Below are 19,965 nucleotides of genomic sequence, written 5' to 3'. Positions count from 1 at the left end.
CGGCGCGGCGCGGCCGACACTGCGGCGCATGCACACCACCCCCCCTACCGTCCAGCCCGAACCCACCTGGCGCTTCGATGCGGAGCTGCTGCGGCGCTACGACCGGCCGGGGCCGCGCTACACCTCGTACCCGACCGCCCCGCACTTCGCGGAAGGCTTCGGCGAGGAGGATTTCCGCGACATCGCCCGGCGCAGCAACGACGACCCGATCCCGCGCCAGCTCTCGCTGTACGTGCATGTCCCGTTCTGCCGCAGCCCCTGCTTCTACTGCGGCTGCAACCGGGTCATCACCCGCGACGAGTCGCGCGGCCGCACCTACCTGGACCGGCTGCTGCGCGAGATCGGGATGGTGGCACCGCTGTTCGACTGCGACCGCGAAGTGGTCCAGCTGCACCTGGGCGGGGGCACCCCGAATTTCCTGGCGCCGCGGTTGCTGGGCGAACTGGTGGCCGCGCTGGGTCGCCAGTTCAGCTTCAGCCACGCCCTGGACCGGGACTTCTCGGTCGAGCTCGATCCGCGCTTCGTCGCCCCGGACGACATCGAGGTCCTGTCGGCGATCGGCTTCAACCGCACCAGCCTGGGGGTGCAGGACTTCGACCCGCGGGTGCAGCAGGCGATCAACCGCGTCCAGGGGGTCGATGAGACGCTGGCGATCATCGACGCCTGCCGCCGGTTCGGCATGCGCTCGGTCAACATCGACCTGATCTACGGGCTGCCGCTGCAGACCCTCGAGGGCTTCGGGCGCACGCTCGACACCGTCATCGACGCCCGCCCGGACCGGCTGGCGATCTACGGCTATGCGCACATGCCGCGGCTGTTCAAGGCCCAGCGCCAGATCCGCGACGAGGACCTGCCCGATCCCGAAACCAGGCTGGCCCTGCTCGAACTGGCCGTGGAGCGGCTGGGGGACGCCGGCTACGAGTACATCGGCATGGACCACTTCGCCCTGCCGGGCGACGAACTGGCCCGGGCCCGCCGCGAGGGCGGCCTGCACCGCAACTTCATGGGCTACACCACCCACGCCCAGACCGACCTGGTGGGCCTGGGGGTGAGCGCGATCAGCCACGTGGGCGACAGCTACGTCCAGAACCACCGCGACCTGCCGGCCTGGGAAGCCGCGGTCGACCAGGGCCGGCTGCCGCTCTGGCGCGGCCTGGTGATGGGCACCGACGACGTGTTGCGGGCCGAGCTGATCCAGCGGCTGATGTGCCAGGGCGAGATCGACACCCGCCAGGTCGAGCGCGCCTGGGGGATCGATTTCGGCCGGTACTTCGCCGATGCCCTGGCCGCCCTGCGGCCGCTGCAGGAGGACGGGCTGGTGCAGTGCCCCCCCGGCAGGATCCGGGTGACCCCGCGCGGGCGCGCGCTGTTGCGTATCATTGCCATGTGCTTCGACCGGTACCTGGACCAACGGGGCGAGGGGGTGCGGTATTCCCGGACCATCTGACCTGCCATCGGCGATGGCGGCGGAGCGGCCTGCGTGGCTGATCACGATCTCCTGAAGGCGCCCCACGGCACCCCGATCGCCGACGATGGCGACGAGTTCACCTTCTGCAGCACCTGCGCCTTCTCGGCGGCCTGCCTCTCGGAGGGCTACGACAAGAGCCAGCTGCGCGACCTGCACGTGCTGGTCGAGCACGTGGGGCCGTTCCGCGAGGGCGACCACATCTTCCGCGAGGGCGACCCGTTCAACGCGATCGCCGCGGTGCGCGGCGGTACGGTCAAGACCTACGTGAACGACGCCAGCGGCCGCGAGCAGGTGCTGGGCTTCTTCCTGCCGGGCGAGGTGATCGGGCTCAACGCGATCGCCAGCGCCCGCTATCCGTGCAACGCGGTGGCGCTGGACACGGTGGTGCTGTGCCGGTTCTCGTTCCCGATGATGGCCACGCTCGCCAGCCGCATGCCCGGCCTGCAGCGGCACCTGTTCAACCTGCTCAGCCAGGACATCGGCAAGGCCTCGCTGCTGGCCGGCAACTACACCGCCGACGAGCGCCTGGCCGCGTTCCTGGTGCTGTTGTCTCGGCGCTTTGCCGAGCGCGGCTTCTCCGCCACGCGCATGCGCCTGACCATGGCCCGCACCGACATCGCCAACTACCTGCGCCTGGCGCCCGAAACCGTGAGCCGGGTGCTGCGGCGGCTGCAGGACGAAGGCGTGCTCAAGGTCGACCGTCGCGACCTGGAGATCCTGCAGCCGGCGGTTCTGGGTGAACTCGCCCACCACGTCCTGCGCGACTGACGCGTCGCTCCGGTCCCCGACCGCGGGACGGGGCAGACGGGCGGGTACCCGCGGGCATCCGGCCCGGCTTGACCCAGGTCAAGGTGCCGCCCACGCCACCGAAAGACGATGCGCCCGACCGCAGAGAAGGTTGGGGACCATGGATTCGACACGCAAGCTCTGGGCAGGACTGGCCGTCCTGCTGATCGCCTCGTTCGCCGTGCTGCTGTGGGTCGGCAGCGAAGTGCACCGCCAGGCGCCGCCAATGCCCGACCGGGTGCTGTCCACGGACGGCAGCCTGGTCCTGACCCGTACCGAGATCGAACAGGGCCGACAGGTCTGGCAGTCGATCGGCGGCCAGCAGCTCGGCTCGATCTGGGGCCACGGCGCCTACGTGGCCCCTGACTGGGGCGCGGACTGGATGCACCGCGAGGCCGAGGCGATCCTCGATCTCTGGGCCAGGCGCGAACACGGCCAGGACGGCTACCGCTCGCTGGACGCGCCGACCCAGGCGGCCTACCGCTCGCGCCTGCAGTCGCTGATGCGGACCAACACCTGGGACGGGGCCGCCGGGACGATCACCCTCGATCCCGACCGCGTCGCCGCGATGCGCGAGGTCGCCGCGCACTACCGCAGCCTGTTCGGCAACGAGCCCGGCACAGCGGTGCTGCGCGAAGCCTACGCGATGCGCAACGACACCGTCCCCGACGCGGCGCATCGCGAGGCGCTGACCGCGTTCTTCTGGTGGGTGTCCTGGTCGCAGGCCACGCAGCGCCCGGGGCAGGAGATCAGCTACACCGCCAACTGGCCGGCCGATGCCCTGGTCGGCAACACGCCGCCGCCCAGCGCCTTCCTGTGGACGGTGTTCAGCGTGTTGTTCCTGATCGCCGGCGTGGCCCTGCTGGGCTGGCACTACGCGGTCAACCACGGCGACGAGATGGCGCCGGTGCTGCCCAGGACCGACCCGCTGGCGGACATCCGGGTCACGCCGTCGATGCGCGCCACCGCGAAATACTTCTGGGTGGTGATGGCGCTGTTCCTGGTCCAGATCCTGCTCGGCGCGACCACCGCGCACTACCAGGTCGAGGGGCAGGAGGCCTATGGCTTCGCCCTGTCCGAGATCCTGCCGTACTCGCTCACCCGCACCTGGCACACCCAGCTGGCGGTGCTGTGGATCGCGACCGCGTGGCTGGGCATGGGCCTCTACATCGGCCCGGCGATCTCGGGGCACGAACCCAGGTTCCAGCGGCTGGGGGTCAACCTGCTGTGGGCGTGCCTGATCGTCATCGTGGTCGGCGCCTTCGCAGGCCAGTGGCTTGCGGTGATGCAGAAGCTGGGCCTGGCCAGGAACTTCTGGTTCGGCCACCAGGGCTGGGAATACGTCGACATCGGCCGCTTCTGGCAGTGGTTCCTGTTCGTCGGCCTCGGCCTGTGGCTGGTGCTGGTGGGCCGGGCGCTGTGGCCGGCGATGCGCGGCGGCAGCGAGTCGCGCTCGATCGTGCTGCTGCTGTTCCTGTCGGTGGTGGCGATCGGCATCTTCTACGCGGCCGGCCTGATGTGGGGCGAGCACACCCACCTGTCGATGGTCGAGTACTGGCGCTGGTGGGTGGTGCACCTGTGGGTGGAGGGCTTCTTCGAGGTGTTCGCGGTGGCGGTGATCGCCTTCCTGTTCACCCGCCTGGGCCTGCTGCAGGTGCGCACGGCGACGGTGGCGGTGCTGTTCGCGACCATCGTGTTCATGGCCGGCGGCGTGCTGGGCACGCTGCACCACCTGTACTTCACCGGTACCCCGACCGCGGTGATCGCGATCGGCGCCAGCTTCTCCGCGCTGGAAGTGGTGCCGCTGGCCTACGTGGGCTTCGAGGCCTACCAGAGCTACAAGCTGGGCAAGGCCACGCCGTGGATGGCCCGGTACCGCTGGCCGATCATGTTCTTCATCGCGGTGGCGTTCTGGAACCTCGTCGGCGCCGGCCTGTTCGGTTTCCTGATCAATCCGCCGCTGCCGCTGTACTACATGCAGGGCCTCAACCTGACCCCGCTGCACGGGCACACTGCGCTGTTCGGCGTGTACGGCATGCTCGGCGTCGGCCTGATGCTGTTCTGCCTGCGCGGCCTGAAGCCGGACGTGGCCTGGAACGACCGCGCGCTCAAGCTCTCGTTCTGGGCTTTCAACATCGGCCTGGCGCTGATGGCCCTGCTGACCCTGCTGCCGATCGGGGTGCTGCAGCTGGTGGCCGCGCTCGAACACGGGTACTGGTACGCGCGCTCGGCCGAGTTCATGCAGCAGCCGCTGATCGACCTGCTGGTGTGGTTGCGGGTGCCGGGCGACACCATCTTCAGCGTCGGTGCGCTGTCCCTGGCCTGGTTCATGCTGCGGCTGTGGCTGGTGCCCCGGCGCGAGGCGCTGGCGGTCGACGCCGGCCTCGCCGAGGCCCGGTCCTAGGCGCGCATCCACGCGCACGCGCCCCGTCGGCTTCGCAGGAGGCCGCCGGGGCATGTCTTCATACGGCGGGGCCATGCACCTGCAGGCAGGAGGTCAACGGAGTGGAGACCGGAAAGCGGATCGATATCGCGGTCAACCCGGAAGTGGAGATCGACGCGGCACTGGTGGCCGACGGGCTGGGGCTGGCGGTGGACGAGTTCCGCCGGCTGATGGAGCAGCGGAGGATCTCGGTGCTGTGCGAGCGCGGCACCGGCGAGGACGCCGGCCTGTACCGGGCCACGTTCTACCACGGCCAGCGGCGGCTGCGGATGGTGGTCGACGCCAGCGGCACGCCGGTCGGCCACCTGTAGGATCGGCTTGAGCCGCGACCCGGCCGGGATCGCGTCGCACCCGTGGCGCGCGTCGCGGCTGAAGTCGCTCCTGCAGGGTGCGGGCAGCCGATCGCGGGCAGGGGACGCGACAATCGGATCGCAACAGCGGGAGCGCGGGACAGCTGGACCACGTCCTTGAAGCTCACCGCATGGGGCAGGCTTGACCTGCGTCAACGTGGCCTGCACCCGCGTGCACGAAGATGGGCGCCATGACCACGACCGCCCTCCGTCCCTCGCCGGGCCTGCTGGCCGCGGCGCCGCACCGGCTGATGTTCTTCATCGGCGCCGGCAACCTGCTGCTGGCCATGGCCTGGTGGGCCGCGTGGCTGGCGGCGCAGCGCTGGCCGGGCCTGCTGCAGGTGCCGCAGGCGGGCACCTACCCGGGCTGGCTGCATGCCTTCGTGATGCAGTACCAGGTCCTGCCGAGCTTCTTCTTCGGCTTCCTGCTCACCGTGTTCCCGCGCTGGATGGGCCTGCCGGACATCCCGCGCTGGCGCTACCTGCCGGTGGGCGTGGGCATGTTCGGCGGCCAGGCGGCGATGCTGCTGGGCGCGCTCGGGCTGGAGGTGGGGCTGGTGGTGGGCCTGTTCATGACCATCGCCGGCTGGTCGGCGGGCACGTGGATCCTGGCCCGGCTGGTGCTGGCCGAACGCGGCACCACCTGGCACGCGCGCTCGTGCCTGGCGGCCATGCTGCTGGGCCTGGCCGGGGTGCTGTGCTTCGGCGGCTTCCTGCTGGGCGGGTCGCCGTGGTGGGTGCTGTTCGCGGTCAAGCTCGGCACCTTCGGCCTGCTGCTGCCGGTGTACCTGACCGTGGCCCACCGGATGTTTCCGTTCTTCGCTGCCAATGCGGTGCCCGGCTACGTCGCATGGCGGCCGATGCGGGTGCTGGCCGCGGCTTGGGCGCTGGCGATGGTGCACCTGGTGCTCGAGGTGCTGCACGCCCATGCCTGGCTGTGGCTGGTGGACCTGCCGATGCTGGCGCTGTCGATCGCGGTGCTCTGGCGCTGGTGGCCGCGGGGGCGGGCGCCGGGGCTGTTGTGGGTGCTGTTCGTCGGCCTGCTGTGGTGGCCGGTGACCTTCGCGCTGTTCTCCGCGCAGAGCCTGACCTACCTGCTCACGGACGCCTTCATCCTGGGCCGCGCCCCGGCACATGCGCTGTTCATCGGCGTGTTCGGCAGCCTGCTGGTGGCGATGGTCAGCCGCGTCACCCAGGGACATTCGGGGCGCCCGCTGCGCATGTACGGCCTGGCCTGGTGGGCCTTCGTCGGCATCCAGGTGGCCACGGTGCTGCGGATCGTGGCCGAGGTCGCGCCCGACGTGCTGTTGTGGCAGGCGCTGGCCGCGCTGGCCTGGCTGGCGGCGCTGGCGCCGTGGGTGGCGCGCATCGGACGCATCTACCTGTCGCCGCGGGTGGACGGCAAGCCGGGATAATGCCGCGGCATGCGCCCCGGCTGCTCGGCCACGGGCGGCTACCTTCCCCAAGAGCGAATCCATGATCGAGTTCTACCCGCAGATCAAGCACGCCCACATCGGCCTGGCCCTGCTCAGCGGCGCGCTGTTCGCGCTGCGTGGCGCGCTGTTGCTGGGCGGGCTGCGCTGGCCCAATGCGGCGCCGGTACGCTACCTGAGCTATGCCATCGATACCGCGCTGCTGACCGCGGCGATGATGCTGCTCACCATCCTGCCCGGCGCGCTGTATGCGAACGGATGGCTGGCGGTGAAGGTGGCGCTGATCGTGGCCTACGTGGTGCTGGGCGTGTTCGCGCTGCGGCGCGGCCGCAGCCGGGGCGTGCGCGCGCTGTGCTACCTGCTGGCCCTGCTGGTGTTCGCGCAGGTGTACTGCATCGCGCGCGCCCACCATCCGCTGGGCGCCTTCGTCCTGCTCGGCTGATCCGCGCGGCTCAGGACGGATCGCCGGCGCGCGGCTGCGGCAGCCGCCAGCCGCGGCGGATCGCCAGCCAGCGCAGCACGAAACAGGCGACCGCGCCCGCGACCGCCGCCGGCGCGGCGGGCAGCGACAGCGCGTGTGCGACCACGACAACCAGCGCGCCGACGAAGGCCGCCACGGCATAGAGCTCGCGATGCAGCACGCTGGGCACCGTGGCCACCAGCACGTCGCGCACGATGCCGCCGCCCACGCCCGAGAGGATGCCCAGCATGACCGCGCCGGTCGGGCCCAGCCCGTTGGCCAGCGCCTTGCCCGCGCCCAGGACCGCGAACAGCGACAGCCCGATCGCGTCGGACACCTGCACCGGGTTGCGCAGGCGTTCGACCTGGTCGTGCCAGCGGAACGTGATCAGGCCGGCGACCAGCGACACCGCCAGGTAGCGCCAGTCCACGACCGAGGCGGGCACCATGTCCAGCAGCACGTCGCGGGCGATGCCGCCCGCGGTGGCCGCGGCGAACGACAGCACCAGCACGCCGAACAGGTCGAGCCGGTGGCGCACCGCCACCAGCCCGCCGCTGATGGCGAAGGCGAAGGTGCCGAGAAAGTCGATCAGGGCGACGAAGGTGGCGGTCATGGCGCGCGGCGGGCAGGGGACCTCACGACATCGGTTCGGGTTCGCGCACGCCGGCGATCTTGGGCGGCAGCGGGATGAACTCGGCATCGTCCAGGTCGGGCAGCTTCATCCGTCCCGCGGCCCAGTCCGCGCGCGCCTGCTCGATCCGCTCCTTCGAGGACGACACGAAGTTCCAGTCGATGTAGCGCGGGCCGACCGGCTCGCCGCCGAGCGCCATCAGCACCGCGTCGTGCAGCGCCTGGATGGTGACGGTATCGCCGGGGGCGAGGATCGCCATGCTGCCCGCGTCCACCCGCTGGCCACCGATCTCGACCTCGCCGCGGGCCACGTACACCGCGCGCTCGGGATATTCGGCCGGCAGCGACAGCCGGGCGCCGGCGGCCAGGCGCCAGTGGACGTAGAACTGGGGGGAATCGACCGGCACCGGCGAGGCCAGGCCGAGCAGGCGGCCGGAGATCAGGCGCCCGGTGGCGCCGGCTTCGCCGAATTCGGGCAGGGCGTCGGCGGGGTAGTGCCAGAAACCCGGGTCGCACTCCTCGCGCTCGGCGGGCAGGGCGACCCAGGCCTGGATTCCGTCCATCGGGCCGCCTTCGTCGCGCAGGCGCTCGAAGCGCTCGGAGTGGGTGATGCCGCGGCCGGCGGTCATCCAGTTCACCTCGCCCGGGCGCACCGGCTGCTCGGAGCCGACGCTGTCGCGGTGGGTGATCTCGCCGTCGAACAGGTAGGTGATGGTCGACAGGCCGATGTGCGGGTGCGGGCGCACGTCGGCCTCCCGCGGCAGGCCCGGCGGGATGTCCTTGGGGCCCATGCGGTCGAAGAAGATGAACGGGCCGACCATGCGCCGCCGGGCGAAGGGCAGCACCCGGCCGACCTCGAAACTGCCCAGGTCGCGGGTGCGTTGGCGGATGACGAGTTCGATCATGGCCTGCCTCCGGGTGTCGCGGCGGGTGCCGGTTCCGACATGATGGCAGCTTCCCGACCGGCATTGCCCCGCCACGCACGCCACACAGCGGCCCATCCGCGGCATCCCCCGCCACACCGCCGCCTGTTGGAGCGGCTTCAGCCGCGACCATCCGTCCGGCCGGTCGGCCACGCCCCGGTGCGGTCCGGCCCGGCACAGCGCGCCGGGCGTTCACACGCTTGCGCGCCATGCCGCGCAAGCCATGCGCGGTCACCCATCGCTGACTCGCGGCCGCAGCGCATCCATGCGCTGCCATCGGCAACCCCGGCCCGTGACGGCCATGGGCCAGTTCCTGTCGCTGCTTCGATAACCACAAAGCCGCAAAAACCTGGCACGCAAGCACCGAACCAATGGACCGGGGAGCCGCGCCCAGCCGGCAGGGCGTCGCGTCCATCCGAAGCCAGGATCGACCCGGGAGGGCACCGATCCCGCCGTTGGGAGAAGAACCACAAAAAAGGCCACCCCCGCGAAGGGGGTGGCCAGTGACCTGCAACACACCGCCGTGGATCAGCGGCCGACGGGGAGCGACAGGTCCGTGCCGGGCTTGATGGGGCCGACCGCCGAGGGCGTGGTCATCAGGTCGTGGTTCCAGCGGTCGCCCTCGACCTTCACGTGGGCGGCCGCGCCGAGCAGGATCGCCTCGATCAGGTTGTGGTTGACGTAGGCGTACACGCCCGGCTGGCGGAAGGTGTACAGGGCGGCGGCCGCCGAGCCGCCACGGACGAACCAGGTCTCCAGGTCCTTGAGCGGGGCGTTGGCGAACTTGCCTTCCTCCCAGACGTAATCGCCGTGGCCGCCGATCAGGTGCGGACGCGAGTCGCGGTTGGCCTGCGAGTGCACGAACAGCACCGTCTCGCCCACCTTGCTCGCGAGCGCGTTCTCGCCCGTGAGCGCGCCGACCGCGCCGTTGAACACCACGTGCGAGGGCGTGAGCGAACGCATCGCCTCCAGGGTGTCGGGCAGCGACTCGGCGTGCGAGGCGTAGGACTTGAAATTGCCGTCCGCGTCGCGCGGGATGTAGAACTCCGTCTCGCCGATGTAGTAGGCACGGTCGTAGCGCAGCGGCTTGCCGTCGCCGTCCTTCAGGCCGTCGCGCGGCAGCACCATCACCGTGCCGTGCATGCCGGCCACCACGTGCCAGGGCGTCATCGGGCCGCCCGGGGCGCAGTGGTAGACGAAGGTGCCGGCGCGCGTGGCCTTCCAGCGCAGCGTCACTTCCTCGCCCGGCTGGACCACGGTCAGGTCGCCGCCGCCCATGGCGCCGGTGGCGGCGTGGAAGTCGATGTTGTGCGGCATCGAGTTGCTGGCCGGGTTGACCAGGGTCAGCTCGACGTAGTCGCCCTCGTGCACCACCATCAGCGGGCCGGGGATCGAGCCGCCGAAGGTCATCGCGTGCATGGTCGTGCCCTGGTCGTCGATCACGATCTCCTTCTCGACGATCGGCAGGGTGAACTGCACCACCTTCGGCCCCCCCTTGGCGACCTGGTCATGGTCGTGGACGAAGGGCGGGCGCTTGAGGGTGACCTGCTGGCGGGGCAGGGCGGCCAGGTCCGAAGCCTGGTCGAGGGTGGCGTTCACCAGCTCCAGGGCATCGGCGGCCTGGGCCGGTGCCGGGGCACTGGCGCCGATGGCCAGGGCAAGGGCGGAAGCGAGAAGACTGGCATGCAGGAGTGTCATGAGGTCCTTCCTCGATATCCACGTCTGTGGGTTCGTGGATATCGTCGTGGCGGACCCCGCCGCGGCCCTTGATCGAAGTCAACCACACGCCCGCGTACGGCTGTTTCCGGCGCCGATCCGCGCCGCGCTTGACCTGGATCAAGCGCGCGTTTTCAGCCGCAGGGCCGGTCCCGGGCGAAGGGGTTGAGGCGGCGTACCCAGCTGTCGCCGCAATCGACGTCGGCCGGCTGCGCGGCCGCTTCCTCCTCGGCCTTGCGCCGCGCGGCCTCCAGCCGGGTCCGCTGGTGGGCGGCGATGCTGGCGCGGATCCGTGGCAGCGCCGCCAGCGCCGCGCGCTCGCCCTCGAGGATCGCCGCGTGCCGCTGCTCGAAGCTGACCGGGCCGATGTCGTCCACCCGTGGCCGGATCACCACGTCGGCCCGTTCCAGCTCCTGCCGCCCCAGGGCCTGGCCCATGATCGCGATCGACTGGTTGACGATGCCGGCCAGCGCGGTTGGCGTGGTGCCGCTGGCCTTGGTCGAGATGTCCACCGCGATGACGATGTCGGCGCCCAGCTGGCGGGCCGCGTCCACCGGTACCGGGCTGACTACGCCGCCGTCGACGTAGCTGCGGCCGCCGATGCGCGCCGGCTCGAACACGCCTGGCACGCTGCTGGAGGCGCGCACCGCCTGGCCGGTATTGCCGCGCACGAACACCACCCGGTCGCCGGTGTCCAGGCGCGTGGCCACGGCGGCGAAGGGCTTGCCCAGGCGCTCGATCGTGCGGCCGCCCACCTGGCCGTTGACGTAGTCCTGCAGCGCCTGTCCCTGCACCAGCCCGCCGGAAAACAGGCGGATGTCGCGCAACGTCGATTCGTCCAGCGCCGCCGCGCGCTCCTGCAGCGTGAACGGATCGATGCCGGCGGCGTACAGCGCCCCGACCACGCTCCCGGCGCTGGTGCCGGCGACCACGTCGGCCCGGATGCCGTGGGCCTCGAGCATCTTGATCACGCCGATGTGGGCGAAGCCCTTGGCCGCGCCGCCGCCCAGGGCCAGGCAGATGCGCGGCGGCGCGACGGGCTCGGGCGCTGCCGGCGGCGACGCGGGCGGCGGATCGGCGGGCGCCGGGCCGCGCGCGCTGCAGGCGGCGAGGGCGCCCAGGACCAGGCCGGCCAACAGTGCGCGACGGGATCGGGACGGGGGCGGGGACGTGCGTGACATGCGGCGAGGATAGCCGGCGACGGCCTGTCGCCCGCTGAAGCCGCGCCTGCCCCGGCGCGACCATGAAAAAGGGCCGGTGCTGGACCGGCCCTGTTCCATCGGATTCGGAGGTGGTGGAGCCAGGGACGCTCAAACGATGCCTGCAAGGGCCTGATTTGCGCGGATTTGCGCAAGTCTCAAAGCTCGGATGCCCCCACGGATGCCCCCAGATAGTCCGGTTGCGGGCGGACTGCTGCGGATAGTGGGCGGCAGCATGATAGGTCCGCCAACGCGTCCAGCCAGGCCCTTTGGTGCGGGTGATGCGGCCCCTTCCACCGCTTGGGCGGGTGCTCGCCGAAGAAGATCAGGCCGACCAGGCGGTCCTTGTCCTCGGCCGCCTCCGCAGGCGGCGGGTCGCCGTCGATCCACGCGGCGGTCAGGGTGTCCGGCCTGGGCTGCCGGGAACGCTTCACCCTGCGCATGTCAGCGCCCCTCGAAGCTCCTGGGCCTTGGCCCAGGTCCGGCCGCCAGCGGTTGACGGCGGCCACGGGCAGGCGCCCACGGCGTCCAGCGGCGACGCCTGCCAGGGCGGCAGGTTCAATGCCCGGTGCAGTTCCAGCCGATTGCCGGCGCGGTATGCCTCCACGGCGGCTGGCGTGATTCGGGTCCGGCTCGGAATACGGGGCTTCCTCTTCATGCTCATACTCCAGGCGGGCGGCCCACGGGGCGCGCCGGCTCAACGTCAAGTTGAAGATCGCGCAGTGCGGCCCGAAAGCTGGCCTCCGCATCGCGTGCAATGACGGCGGCGGGGTGCGGCTTGGGTTGGTCGAATCGATCGCGCGTCACTAGCCCATCTTTGGCTAGCAGTTCGCGGGCCTGTTCCGCCCGGTGCAGCGCGAGTGCCGCCTGTTCCAACAGGATCAGGCCGGGGGCATCCTCGATTCCGTAGTCCCGCCGTACCTGGTCCCGCCACTGTGCGATATGCGTTGGCAGGGTGTCGCGGGGTTGTCTCTTGGCCATATTGTCCTCCGAATATTTCAAAGGGAGCGGGCATTTCGGCTAAAGAAAGGTCCGGGCGGCGGTGTCCAGCGGTCCGCGCCTCAATTCGCCGACACCCCCCCCCGGTGGGGTCAGGCTGCGCCCGTGCACTGACGCAGCCAAACCGTTAAAGGTCCATCAGGACGCGCTGGATCAGGTCCATGTGCTCGGACTCGGCCAGGACTTCCCCGTTCCGCAGCAGGCGGAATGTTTCGCCCTCGACCTCGGGGCGCTCCACCCTTGCCCGCTTGCGGGCGGCCATCCTGACCAGCCGCTGAAACCGCGCATACTCGGCCGGACTCAGCCGGGCAACGGGACCAAACCGCATCAATGCACCTCCATTGACGGGCGCGGGATCATGCCAATGCCGCTGGCCTCGTCTCCCTGTTCGTTGCGGATGATGACGCGCAGGTACACCGCGCCCGGCTCCAGGTCGTCAACCTCGAAGGTGTGCTCCTCGCCGATGAAGTCCGCGCCCAGCTTCAGCGCCGCCGCATAAGCTTCCTTGAAGGCGACCTCCAGGGCCGCCTCCAGCTGCTGTGTTGTGGTCTTCACCAGCTCGTCACCCCACAGCCAGCAAACCTCGCCGGGCCCGCAGGACTTCACCAGCTCCACGTCAGCCGCGGACAGTTCGTGCCAATCACTCATGCCCTAGTCTCCGTTCGCTTTGCCAGCATTCGCCAGGCCCTGTTCTCGCGCGATGGGGTCGTGTCCGTGGCCTCGGTGGCCAACCACGTCCGGCCGTCGTGCACCACCAGCGCGCCTTTTCGATACTCCTTGCCCTCGGCAAAGTACCCAGCATCGAACAGCGCCGTCTCTTCCAAGCGGTCCACCTTGTCGGCCACCTGCACGATGGCTTGCGCCAGTCGCTGGTCGGTCTCGTTGACTACCTTCCCGATTGCTACGCCCACGGCGTGGGCCAGTTCCCCCAGCATCCGCTTGACCTGCGCGAGCTGCGCGGGCGTGAGCCTGTCGGAATCTGGCACCTCCTTTCGCTTCGGCTCCGGCTCGTCACGGCGCACAGTCCCGTCGTCCTCGACAACGGCAACTAGTCGACCAATGCAGTCCCGCAGGGTCATCCGGTAAGCCTTGGCGTCCCACGTCGCCCGCGTCAGGTCGCACCTGTCCCGGTCCTCGGGCGGCAACAGCTCGACCGCTGCGTTATACGCGGCGGTCATACCTTCGTACTCGGCCCAGTTACGGTCTTTAGCGCTCCGCTGTGCGAACTCGGCCGCGTCGCTAAGGATGGCCCGCTTCACCTTGACAGGCTCCGGCGCAATGTCGGCCGCGCAATCTTCCGCAGCGTAGGCAATCGCCTTGCCCACGTGGATGATGCGGGCATTGGGGTTGGCAGGAACCGGGGTCAAACTCAGTTCCAGCCAGCGCCAGGCTTCAAACAGAAGCCCGCCACTTGCTCGCGGCTTGGCCTTCAGCGAGTGAAAGCCGATGCTCACAGCAGCCACGGCACCATCGCGGATCAGGGTCCAAAGTTCCTCCGCAAGCTGCACGCCCTTGGACAGCTTGGCGCGGATGCGGATGCCTTGCTCGCTTACGTGCGCCTCCGTCACGACGCCCACGGGGGCATCGTGTCGGTGGTAGGCCAACAGTGGCAAAGGCAGCGTGTACTTTGCCCCGGTGGGGACTACCACGTCCCCTTCCAGATCTTCGTCTGGCGTGGTCGCCCATGCGGTAATCCAGCGCTCGCCGTCGCTGGATTCCGCAGACTTCACCCGCAGAAAGGTTTCATGCGTGCGCGACATGTCAGCTCTCCAGCTCGACAACCGCCACGCTGTCCGCCTGCGCGAGGTGCCACTGGCGCTCCAGCATCAGGCCCAGACAATTGGTCTGCCACAGGCTCACCAGCTCGGCCTCCGACTCCGGGGTGTCGCGCATATCAACAGTTGCATGCTCGGCGCTGCTCACCCGCAGGCCGCCATCCCAAAGCGCGATGCGCGACGCGGGAATGACGGTGATTGCCGTGGCGTCATCGACAGCGACAACCTCGACTCCCGGCACGAAGGTGCCGCCGCGCACGCCCATGCCGCCTCGATTCTCGACGCGGGTGGCGAGGTCGGCGACGGCGCCGGACGGCATGGCGACAACGTAACCGTCCGACGGCCCGGCAGCTTGCAGCCCTGCGCGCAGGTCCGCCAGCGGATCGCCCGTGCCCGGTACGGTGACCGCGTCCGAGTCCGCAAGTGCCGACAGGATCGACGCGTTCGACGCGCGCGTGACGGCAGCAGCCAGCTCGGCCTCGAAAAGTCGCCGCCCTTCAGGGCCAGCGGCGGTGGCCAGCTCCTCGGTCAAGACGACCATGCCGACAGCCTTCGTCGGCTCCAGGTCGGAGAGGGACAGTGACAAGCGCTTCACCGGCTTCGGGTGCCCCTCGGCCACCACGTCGCCCACAGCATCAGCCGCAATCATGACGCTGCGCGAGTTCGTAGGCAGGACGCGCGCGTATTTCTTCGCGGAGTCGATAATCGAAAGCTCCGCAATGCTCGCAAGATAACTGGCGGCGAGGTCGGCGCCGCCGTTTTCCCATACCTCATCGGCCAAAGCGTGCGCGGCAGCCTTCCGAACAAGCGCGTTGCCGCAGTTTTGCAGCGCCTTCAGGCTCGAACCGGGCTGCTTCGCGTGCAGCAGCGCCCAAGCCAGATCGGTGAACGCGGCGGCCTTCTCGGTTTGATTACCGATCAGGGCGTCGATGGAATTCCGCGCAAGGCTAAGCCGCGCGGCGTGGATTGGATCGTGCATCATGTTTTTCCTCCTTCTGGGAATGGCTGCCATCACGGCAGTCGTAAGACAATGTTACGCATCTCGGGCTAAATAGATCGCAGGCTTGCGATTTTCCGTAAGCGCTCGATGGGTTCGGGGATCGTGTCGGGATCGTTGATCTCAGCGCCGCACGCCCGCAGGTCATCGAGCACAGCGGCCAGCGAGAGCTGCCAAGCCGCGCAGGCGGTCCACGCAGCGCCGCGTTTGTCCGGTGCCAGCCGGAACGCCTCAGCAGCCGCATCCGCCAACAGCTCGGGGATGCGCCCCGCCAGGGCGCGCAGCGCCGCCTCGACCTGCGCGCGGTCGGCGTCTTGCGCCGCCCGCCACGCGAGGATGGCCTCGGGGTCAATCAGCGTCCGACAGCCACGCCCGCGGCGACCTCGACGAGCCACGGGTGCGCCGCGCCCAATCCACCGCTTCAGTGTCGGCACAGAAACGCCCAGCGCGGCGGCAGCGGCGGGAACGGGGAGTGCGCTCATGGCTGCCCCCTTTCCGCCCGGCATCGCGGGCAGAGGCAGCGCCCGGCGGCGATGGACTCGGACAGTGAACGCATGAACCGTGGCAAGTGATCGGCGGGAAACCAACTCTCGCGAATCGCGCGCCCGTATTCGGCGACGTCCATGTCGTCCAGGTGCCCGAATGCGACCTCGGGATCGACGCCGGCGGTCAGGCAGGCATCGAACAGCATGGCGGCGACATCACGATCAGCGCTCATCGTCGGCACCCCCGAAACGGGCCAAGATGCGTTCCCGCATGGCTGCTATGTCGGTCACGGTGGCGTCAGTCGCGCCAGTTGCGCCACTCTCAGAGTGTGGCGCGAATGGCGCGACTGTGGATTCACTGGCGCGACTGCACAGTCGCCATGTGGCCGGTTGACCGAATCCACCCCGCCGAGAATCGACCCCTGCTCGGCGCATTGCCCTTTGAACAGTTCGCCACGCGAAACCTGCTTCGTCCGCCTGCTTCTTCACGTCCTTGACCGGCATAGGCCCCGCAGACAGCACCTCTTTCAACCAGTCGGCGGCATCGCGCTGTTCAACATGTTCGTCGTCCTGCTGCTCGGCAGCCCCAAGCAGTTCGCGTGCGGTGCCCTCCAGCGCCTCGCCCCACGACACCCTCGACGCCTCCATGTCGCCGATGTCGACTTGCTCCAGGGTGTAGCGATAGCCGCCGCCGTCCGGGCCGATGTTCGACTTGGCACGCGCAAGCAGCCGGCTGCCGTCCTCACCCTTGGCGGCGACCAGCACCACGCGGGCCAGCGCCCCGAAGGCAATCGATCCGGTCACGCGCTCGGTTGGATCGCGGCCAGCCGATCCTTTGGTGAAGTGACTGATACCCAGCACCGCACAGTCCAGCCGCTGCCCCAGATTCACCAGAGGCTGAAGCGCCCGTCTGACTTCGACGTTTTTGTGACTGTCGCCGGCAACGGCGCTCACCACGGGGTCGGCGATCATCAACGCCACGTCGTCGCAGCGCTCGAGCTGCCATTCCAGCGCGGCCAGATCCTGCGCCGGATCGAACGGGCGGGGTTCGTCATCCGTCAGCGCGTCGCCGACGATCAGCACGCGGTCCAGGTCGGCACCAGCGGCACGCAGGCGCGGCACCAGCGTATCGGCGGCGTCATCCTCGCCCGACCAGACCAGGACGCGCCCAGGTGGCGCCACGGTGCCGTCAGGCCACCTTCCGCCGCGCGTGATCGTCGCCGCCAGCGCAAGGGCGGCCGTTGTCTTGCCGGTGCCGGGTGCGCCCGCGAAGATGTGCAGCTTCCCCCGCGCCAGCCAGCCCGGCCAAAGCCACCGGATCGGCTGGCACCGGATCGCACTGGCCGGCGTCAGCCGCACGCCATCGAGTGCCGCGCGCGCCTGCTCTTCGATTGTCGCGCTCATCGGCCAGCCTCCACCAGCACGGCGGCTGCCTTGTCGATACGTTCGCACGCCAACGCAAGCCGCGCGTCGTCTTCCTCGGTCAGCTGCTGCCAGCGGGCCAGCTGCGCCGACGCCAGGCGGACAATCGTCGCCTCGACGGCCAGCACGGACAGCGCGGCGGCCCAGCTAGCCTCCCGGAGCGCCCTGCGCGCCTGCCTGCGTTCCTCCGGCGACTCCGGCCACGTCCTAGGCGGCATGATGTCCGCCCAGGTCAGGCCGACCGCCTCCAGCACCTCGATGGCCTTGCAGCCGCCGAAACAGTGCAGCAGGACTTTGCCGTCGCGCTCGGCAATGGCGACCTTGCGGGACTTGCCGCCGCAGGACGGACAGCGCGCCCGCCAGCCGTTGCCGGATTTCTGGACGCCCTCGAGACGTTGCAACAAGGGTTCTGCGGTGGCATAATCCGCATGGAGCCAGCGCCTGCCTGCGTTTGCTTCCTCTAGCCCCGGCCCGCACGCCGGGGCTTTTCGTTGCATGGTCGTCATGCCGCACCTCGCTGCGCGAGGCGCTCAGGCAGGCTCAGCAGGCTGTCCAGAAAGACGTATCGCTTCGTGCCGATGCTGAAGGTTTCAAGCAGTCCGGCGTTCGCCAGCTCGTATGCTTTCGTCCTGCCGATGCCGCGCTTGGTGCATTCCGGGATGAAGGGCCCGAATTCCCTGTGTTCGCTTGTGTTTTTCACCGTCCGTCTCCATGCCCGCGAACGCGTGCGGGCCGGGCGACAGACTGGGTCTTGCCAATATCCCGGAAAAATTCACCCCTTTCCGGGAAATTCAGTTTCCGTTTAGCTCCTGGCGCAAATGTTCCGAATCGTCTTGACGCTTAGCCCAAAGATGCGCGCCGCTTCTTTGTAGCTCTCGGCTTTGCTGCGCCATGCGCCGGGCGTTCCTGCGGCGGCCATAAGCTCGCGCATCCGATCCTCGCCCTGCATGTACCGAATGACCGCGCGGTCCCTTTCTGCGTTGGAAGGCCGCCCGCTTGGCGGCTTAGTAAGGGTGGCAGCATCGGCTGGCAGGCCCAACCGCAACGCAGCATGCATCGCCACCAATAGCTCAGTCATTGCAGGTGTTAGTGCGTTGATCCGAAGTGTGCCGACTATGTGACCGTGAAGGTCGCTTGCCGCGTTTTTTTCGTTCTTGTCTAACGACTGTACGTGCGACAGCAGAATAATATCTACTGCATCTTCGATGGCTTCGCGAAATTTGTCCCTATCGATTTGACCGCGAAAGAGCTGCTCTAGCGTGTCATTCGCAGCAGCCACTTGCGAATAGCTGAACCCCCCATCTACCTGATACTTTTCCGACAACTCCCGCCATCGATCATTGAGCACGCCGCGCGCCTTAGTGAAAAAATCAACCCCTGCCAAATCCAGTGGCAGTCCGCTCGCTCCCTTGTCCTTCGCGTTCATCGCTTGCCCCCCTCGCGCAGGCTGTCCAGGTAGTCGGCCCACACTTGCATCATCTTGCGGCGTTCGGCCAGGTGGCTGGTGCGGTTGTAGGCGCGTCCGTTCGGATCCTTCACGGCGTGCGCCAGTTGGTGCTCGATGTAGTCGGGCCGGAACTTCAATTCCTCGTCCAGCAGCGTGCGCGCGATGGCCCGGAAGCCGTGGGCGGTCATCGTGGCCTTGTCGTAGCCCATGCGCCGCAGGGCGGCATTCAGCGCGTTCTCGCTCATCGGCTTGCGCGGGTCGTGGCCGCCGGGGAATACGTAGGCGCGGTTGCCGGTCAGGGGGTGCAGGTCTTTCAGGATGGCGAGGGCCTGCCGGGACAGGGGCACCAGATGCGGCTCGCGCATCTTCATCTTGTGCGCCGGGATGTTCCATTCCGCGGCGTCGAAGTCGATCTCGGCCCATTCCATCTGGCGCAGCTCGCCGGGGCGCACGAACACCAACGGGGCCAGCCGCAGCATGGCCTTGACCACGTTGCCGCCGGAATAGCCGTCAATCGCGCGCAGCAGCTCGCCCACGGCTTTCGGATCGGTCGGGGCAGGGTAGTGCTGGGGCCTCCACGGGGCGAGGGCACCGCGCAGGTCGGCGGACGGGTCGCGGTCGGCGCGCCCGGTGGCGATGGCGTAGCGGAACACCTGCCCAGCGTTCTGCAGGACGCGGTGCGCGGTCTCCAGTGCGCCGCGGCTCTCGATCCTGCGCAGGCAGCGCAGCAGCTCGGGCGCCTTGATCTCGGCGACGGGGCGGGTGCCGATCCACGGGAACAGGTCGTTCTCCAGTCGGCCCATGATCTTGTCGGCGTGCGACTTGGCCCAGCCCTTGGAGAATTTGCCGTGCCACTCGCGGGCGACGGCCTCGAAGTTGTTGGCGGCCCGTTCCTCGCCCGCCGCCTTCTCTGCCTTCTTGTGCTCGCTGGGGTCGATCCCGTTCGCCAGCAGGCGGCGCGCGGCCTCGCGTCGGGCGCGGGCCTCGGCCAGACTGACCTCGGGATAGGTGCCGTGCGCGAGCCGCTTCTCCTTTCCGCCGTAGCGATACTTCTGGCGCCACAGCTTGGAACCGGCTGGGGTGATCTCCAGGTACAGGCCGCCGCCGTCGAACAGGCGTTGCGTCTTGCCCGTGGGCTTGGCCTTGCGGATGACGACATCGGAGAGGGGCATCTGGGGGCATCCAGTCTGGCCGGGGTGGCCGATGCCCCCAGTTATGCCCCCAAATGCCCCCAGATTGCAACGGACGCCCACGGACGCCCGCAAACAAAAAGGGCCTGATTTCTCGGGATTTCCCTTGAAAATCAGGCCCTTGGCGAACGTCTGCGGACTGCCGCGGACAGTGAAATGGTGGAGCCAGGGAGGATCGAACTCCCGACCTCGTCATTGCGAACGACGCGCTCTCCCAGCTGAGCTATGGCCCCACTGCGGGT

General features: G+C 69.2%; 22 protein-coding genes and 1 tRNA gene. 6 read left to right on the top strand and 17 right to left on the bottom strand.

Features of this window, described 5'->3' with window-relative positions:
• The first annotated feature begins 28 nt into the window (after positions 1–28).
• The 6 genes from hemN to FQY79_RS00525 all read left to right on the top strand — a co-directional run bounded on the left by hemN (position 29) and on the right by FQY79_RS00525 (position 6,922).
• The gene (hemN, locus tag FQY79_RS00550) at positions 29–1,447 is read left to right on the top strand and encodes an oxygen-independent coproporphyrinogen III oxidase (protein WP_146309774.1); all 1,419 of its coding nucleotides are present in this window, start codon (positions 29–31) and stop codon (positions 1,445–1,447) included.
• Positions 1,448–1,480: 33 nt separating this feature from the next.
• Positions 1,481–2,236: a cyclic nucleotide-binding domain-containing protein gene (locus tag FQY79_RS00545; protein ID WP_146309772.1), complete on the top strand. Its 756-nt coding sequence runs from the start codon at positions 1,481–1,483 to the stop codon at positions 2,234–2,236.
• Positions 2,237–2,375: 139 nt separating this feature from the next.
• Positions 2,376–4,658, top strand: a complete 2,283-nt coding sequence (locus tag FQY79_RS00540; protein ID WP_146309770.1) for a nitric-oxide reductase large subunit — start codon at positions 2,376–2,378, stop codon at positions 4,656–4,658.
• 101 nt (positions 4,659–4,759) lie between these two features.
• The gene (locus FQY79_RS00535; protein WP_246122956.1) at positions 4,760–5,008 is read left to right on the top strand and encodes a DUF6522 family protein; all 249 of its coding nucleotides are present in this window, start codon (positions 4,760–4,762) and stop codon (positions 5,006–5,008) included.
• A 230-nt stretch (positions 5,009–5,238) separates the two neighbouring features.
• Entirely contained in the window at positions 5,239–6,462 is a 1,224-nt protein-coding gene (locus tag FQY79_RS00530) for an NnrS family protein (protein WP_246122955.1), read from the top strand.
• A gap of 61 nt (positions 6,463–6,523) precedes the next feature.
• Positions 6,524–6,922 carry a SirB2 family protein gene (locus FQY79_RS00525; RefSeq protein ID WP_146309766.1) on the top strand — a complete coding sequence of 133 codons (399 nt, stop codon included), beginning with the start codon at positions 6,524–6,526 and terminating at the stop codon, positions 6,920–6,922.
• 10 nt (positions 6,923–6,932) lie between these two features.
• Here the strand turns inward: FQY79_RS00525 and FQY79_RS00520 are convergent, their stop codons facing one another.
• From FQY79_RS00520 to FQY79_RS00435, 17 genes are all read right to left on the bottom strand, one after another.
• Positions 6,933–7,553 (bottom strand): trimeric intracellular cation channel family protein, encoded by a 621-nt coding sequence (locus FQY79_RS00520; RefSeq protein ID WP_146309764.1) that lies wholly within the window; start codon positions 7,551–7,553, stop codon positions 6,933–6,935.
• A gap of 22 nt (positions 7,554–7,575) precedes the next feature.
• Positions 7,576–8,475, bottom strand: a complete 900-nt coding sequence (locus FQY79_RS00515; protein WP_146309763.1) for a pirin family protein — start codon at positions 8,473–8,475, stop codon at positions 7,576–7,578.
• A 546-nt stretch (positions 8,476–9,021) separates the two neighbouring features.
• Complete coding sequence (nirK, locus tag FQY79_RS00510; RefSeq protein ID WP_146309762.1) at positions 9,022–10,191, bottom strand: copper-containing nitrite reductase; 1,170 nt, start codon at positions 10,189–10,191, stop codon at positions 9,022–9,024.
• A gap of 152 nt (positions 10,192–10,343) precedes the next feature.
• Positions 10,344–11,390 (bottom strand): patatin-like phospholipase family protein, encoded by a 1,047-nt coding sequence (locus FQY79_RS00505; protein WP_146309760.1) that lies wholly within the window; start codon positions 11,388–11,390, stop codon positions 10,344–10,346.
• A 678-nt stretch (positions 11,391–12,068) separates the two neighbouring features.
• Positions 12,069–12,389, bottom strand: coding sequence for a P27 family phage terminase small subunit (locus FQY79_RS00495; RefSeq protein WP_146309756.1), 321 nt, complete (start codon positions 12,387–12,389; stop codon positions 12,069–12,071).
• A 145-nt stretch (positions 12,390–12,534) separates the two neighbouring features.
• On the bottom strand, positions 12,535–12,735 hold the full coding sequence (locus tag FQY79_RS00490; RefSeq protein ID WP_146309754.1) for a hypothetical protein: 201 nt from the start codon (positions 12,733–12,735) through the stop codon (positions 12,535–12,537).
• Positions 12,735–13,055 (bottom strand): hypothetical protein, encoded by a 321-nt coding sequence (locus tag FQY79_RS00485; RefSeq protein WP_146309752.1) that lies wholly within the window; start codon positions 13,053–13,055, stop codon positions 12,735–12,737. The genes FQY79_RS00490 and FQY79_RS00485 overlap by 1 nt, the downstream gene beginning before the upstream one ends.
• Positions 13,052–14,167, bottom strand: coding sequence for an HK97 family phage prohead protease (locus FQY79_RS00480; protein ID WP_146309751.1), 1,116 nt, complete (start codon positions 14,165–14,167; stop codon positions 13,052–13,054). Before FQY79_RS00480 ends, FQY79_RS00485 begins: the two co-directional genes overlap by 4 nt.
• Before the next feature lies 1 nt (position 14,168).
• Positions 14,169–15,194: a hypothetical protein gene (locus FQY79_RS00475; RefSeq protein ID WP_146309749.1), complete on the bottom strand. Its 1,026-nt coding sequence runs from the start codon at positions 15,192–15,194 to the stop codon at positions 14,169–14,171.
• A gap of 35 nt (positions 15,195–15,229) precedes the next feature.
• Complete coding sequence (locus FQY79_RS00470) at positions 15,230–15,661, bottom strand: hypothetical protein (RefSeq protein WP_146309747.1); 432 nt, start codon at positions 15,659–15,661, stop codon at positions 15,230–15,232.
• Entirely contained in the window at positions 15,658–15,897 is a 240-nt protein-coding gene (locus FQY79_RS00465; protein ID WP_146309745.1) for a hypothetical protein, read from the bottom strand. Before FQY79_RS00465 ends, FQY79_RS00470 begins: the two co-directional genes overlap by 4 nt.
• Positions 15,887–17,068: an AAA family ATPase gene (locus tag FQY79_RS00460; RefSeq protein ID WP_146309743.1), complete on the bottom strand. Its 1,182-nt coding sequence runs from the start codon at positions 17,066–17,068 to the stop codon at positions 15,887–15,889. The genes FQY79_RS00465 and FQY79_RS00460 overlap by 11 nt, the downstream gene beginning before the upstream one ends.
• The gene (locus FQY79_RS00455) at positions 17,065–17,592 is read right to left on the bottom strand and encodes a DNA primase (protein WP_146309741.1); all 528 of its coding nucleotides are present in this window, start codon (positions 17,590–17,592) and stop codon (positions 17,065–17,067) included. The genes FQY79_RS00460 and FQY79_RS00455 overlap by 4 nt, the downstream gene beginning before the upstream one ends.
• Positions 17,589–17,786, bottom strand: a complete 198-nt coding sequence (locus tag FQY79_RS00450) for a hypothetical protein (protein WP_222434226.1) — start codon at positions 17,784–17,786, stop codon at positions 17,589–17,591. The genes FQY79_RS00455 and FQY79_RS00450 overlap by 4 nt, the downstream gene beginning before the upstream one ends.
• Before the next feature lie 102 nt (positions 17,787–17,888).
• Positions 17,889–18,512, bottom strand: a complete 624-nt coding sequence (locus FQY79_RS00445) for a hypothetical protein (protein WP_146309739.1) — start codon at positions 18,510–18,512, stop codon at positions 17,889–17,891.
• Positions 18,509–19,705: a tyrosine-type recombinase/integrase gene (locus FQY79_RS00440; RefSeq protein WP_146309737.1), complete on the bottom strand. Its 1,197-nt coding sequence runs from the start codon at positions 19,703–19,705 to the stop codon at positions 18,509–18,511. The genes FQY79_RS00445 and FQY79_RS00440 overlap by 4 nt, the downstream gene beginning before the upstream one ends.
• Before the next feature lie 175 nt (positions 19,706–19,880).
• Positions 19,881–19,956 (bottom strand) — tRNA-Ala (locus tag FQY79_RS00435).
• Positions 19,957–19,965 lie beyond the last annotated feature (9 nt).

Origin of the sequence: Luteimonas wenzhouensis (assembly GCF_007859305.1) — a bacterium.
Lineage (GTDB): Bacteria > Pseudomonadota > Gammaproteobacteria > Xanthomonadales > Xanthomonadaceae > Luteimonas > Luteimonas wenzhouensis.
The sequence above is the reverse complement of the archived record's forward strand: the minus strand, read 5'-3'. Positions and strand labels throughout refer to the sequence as shown.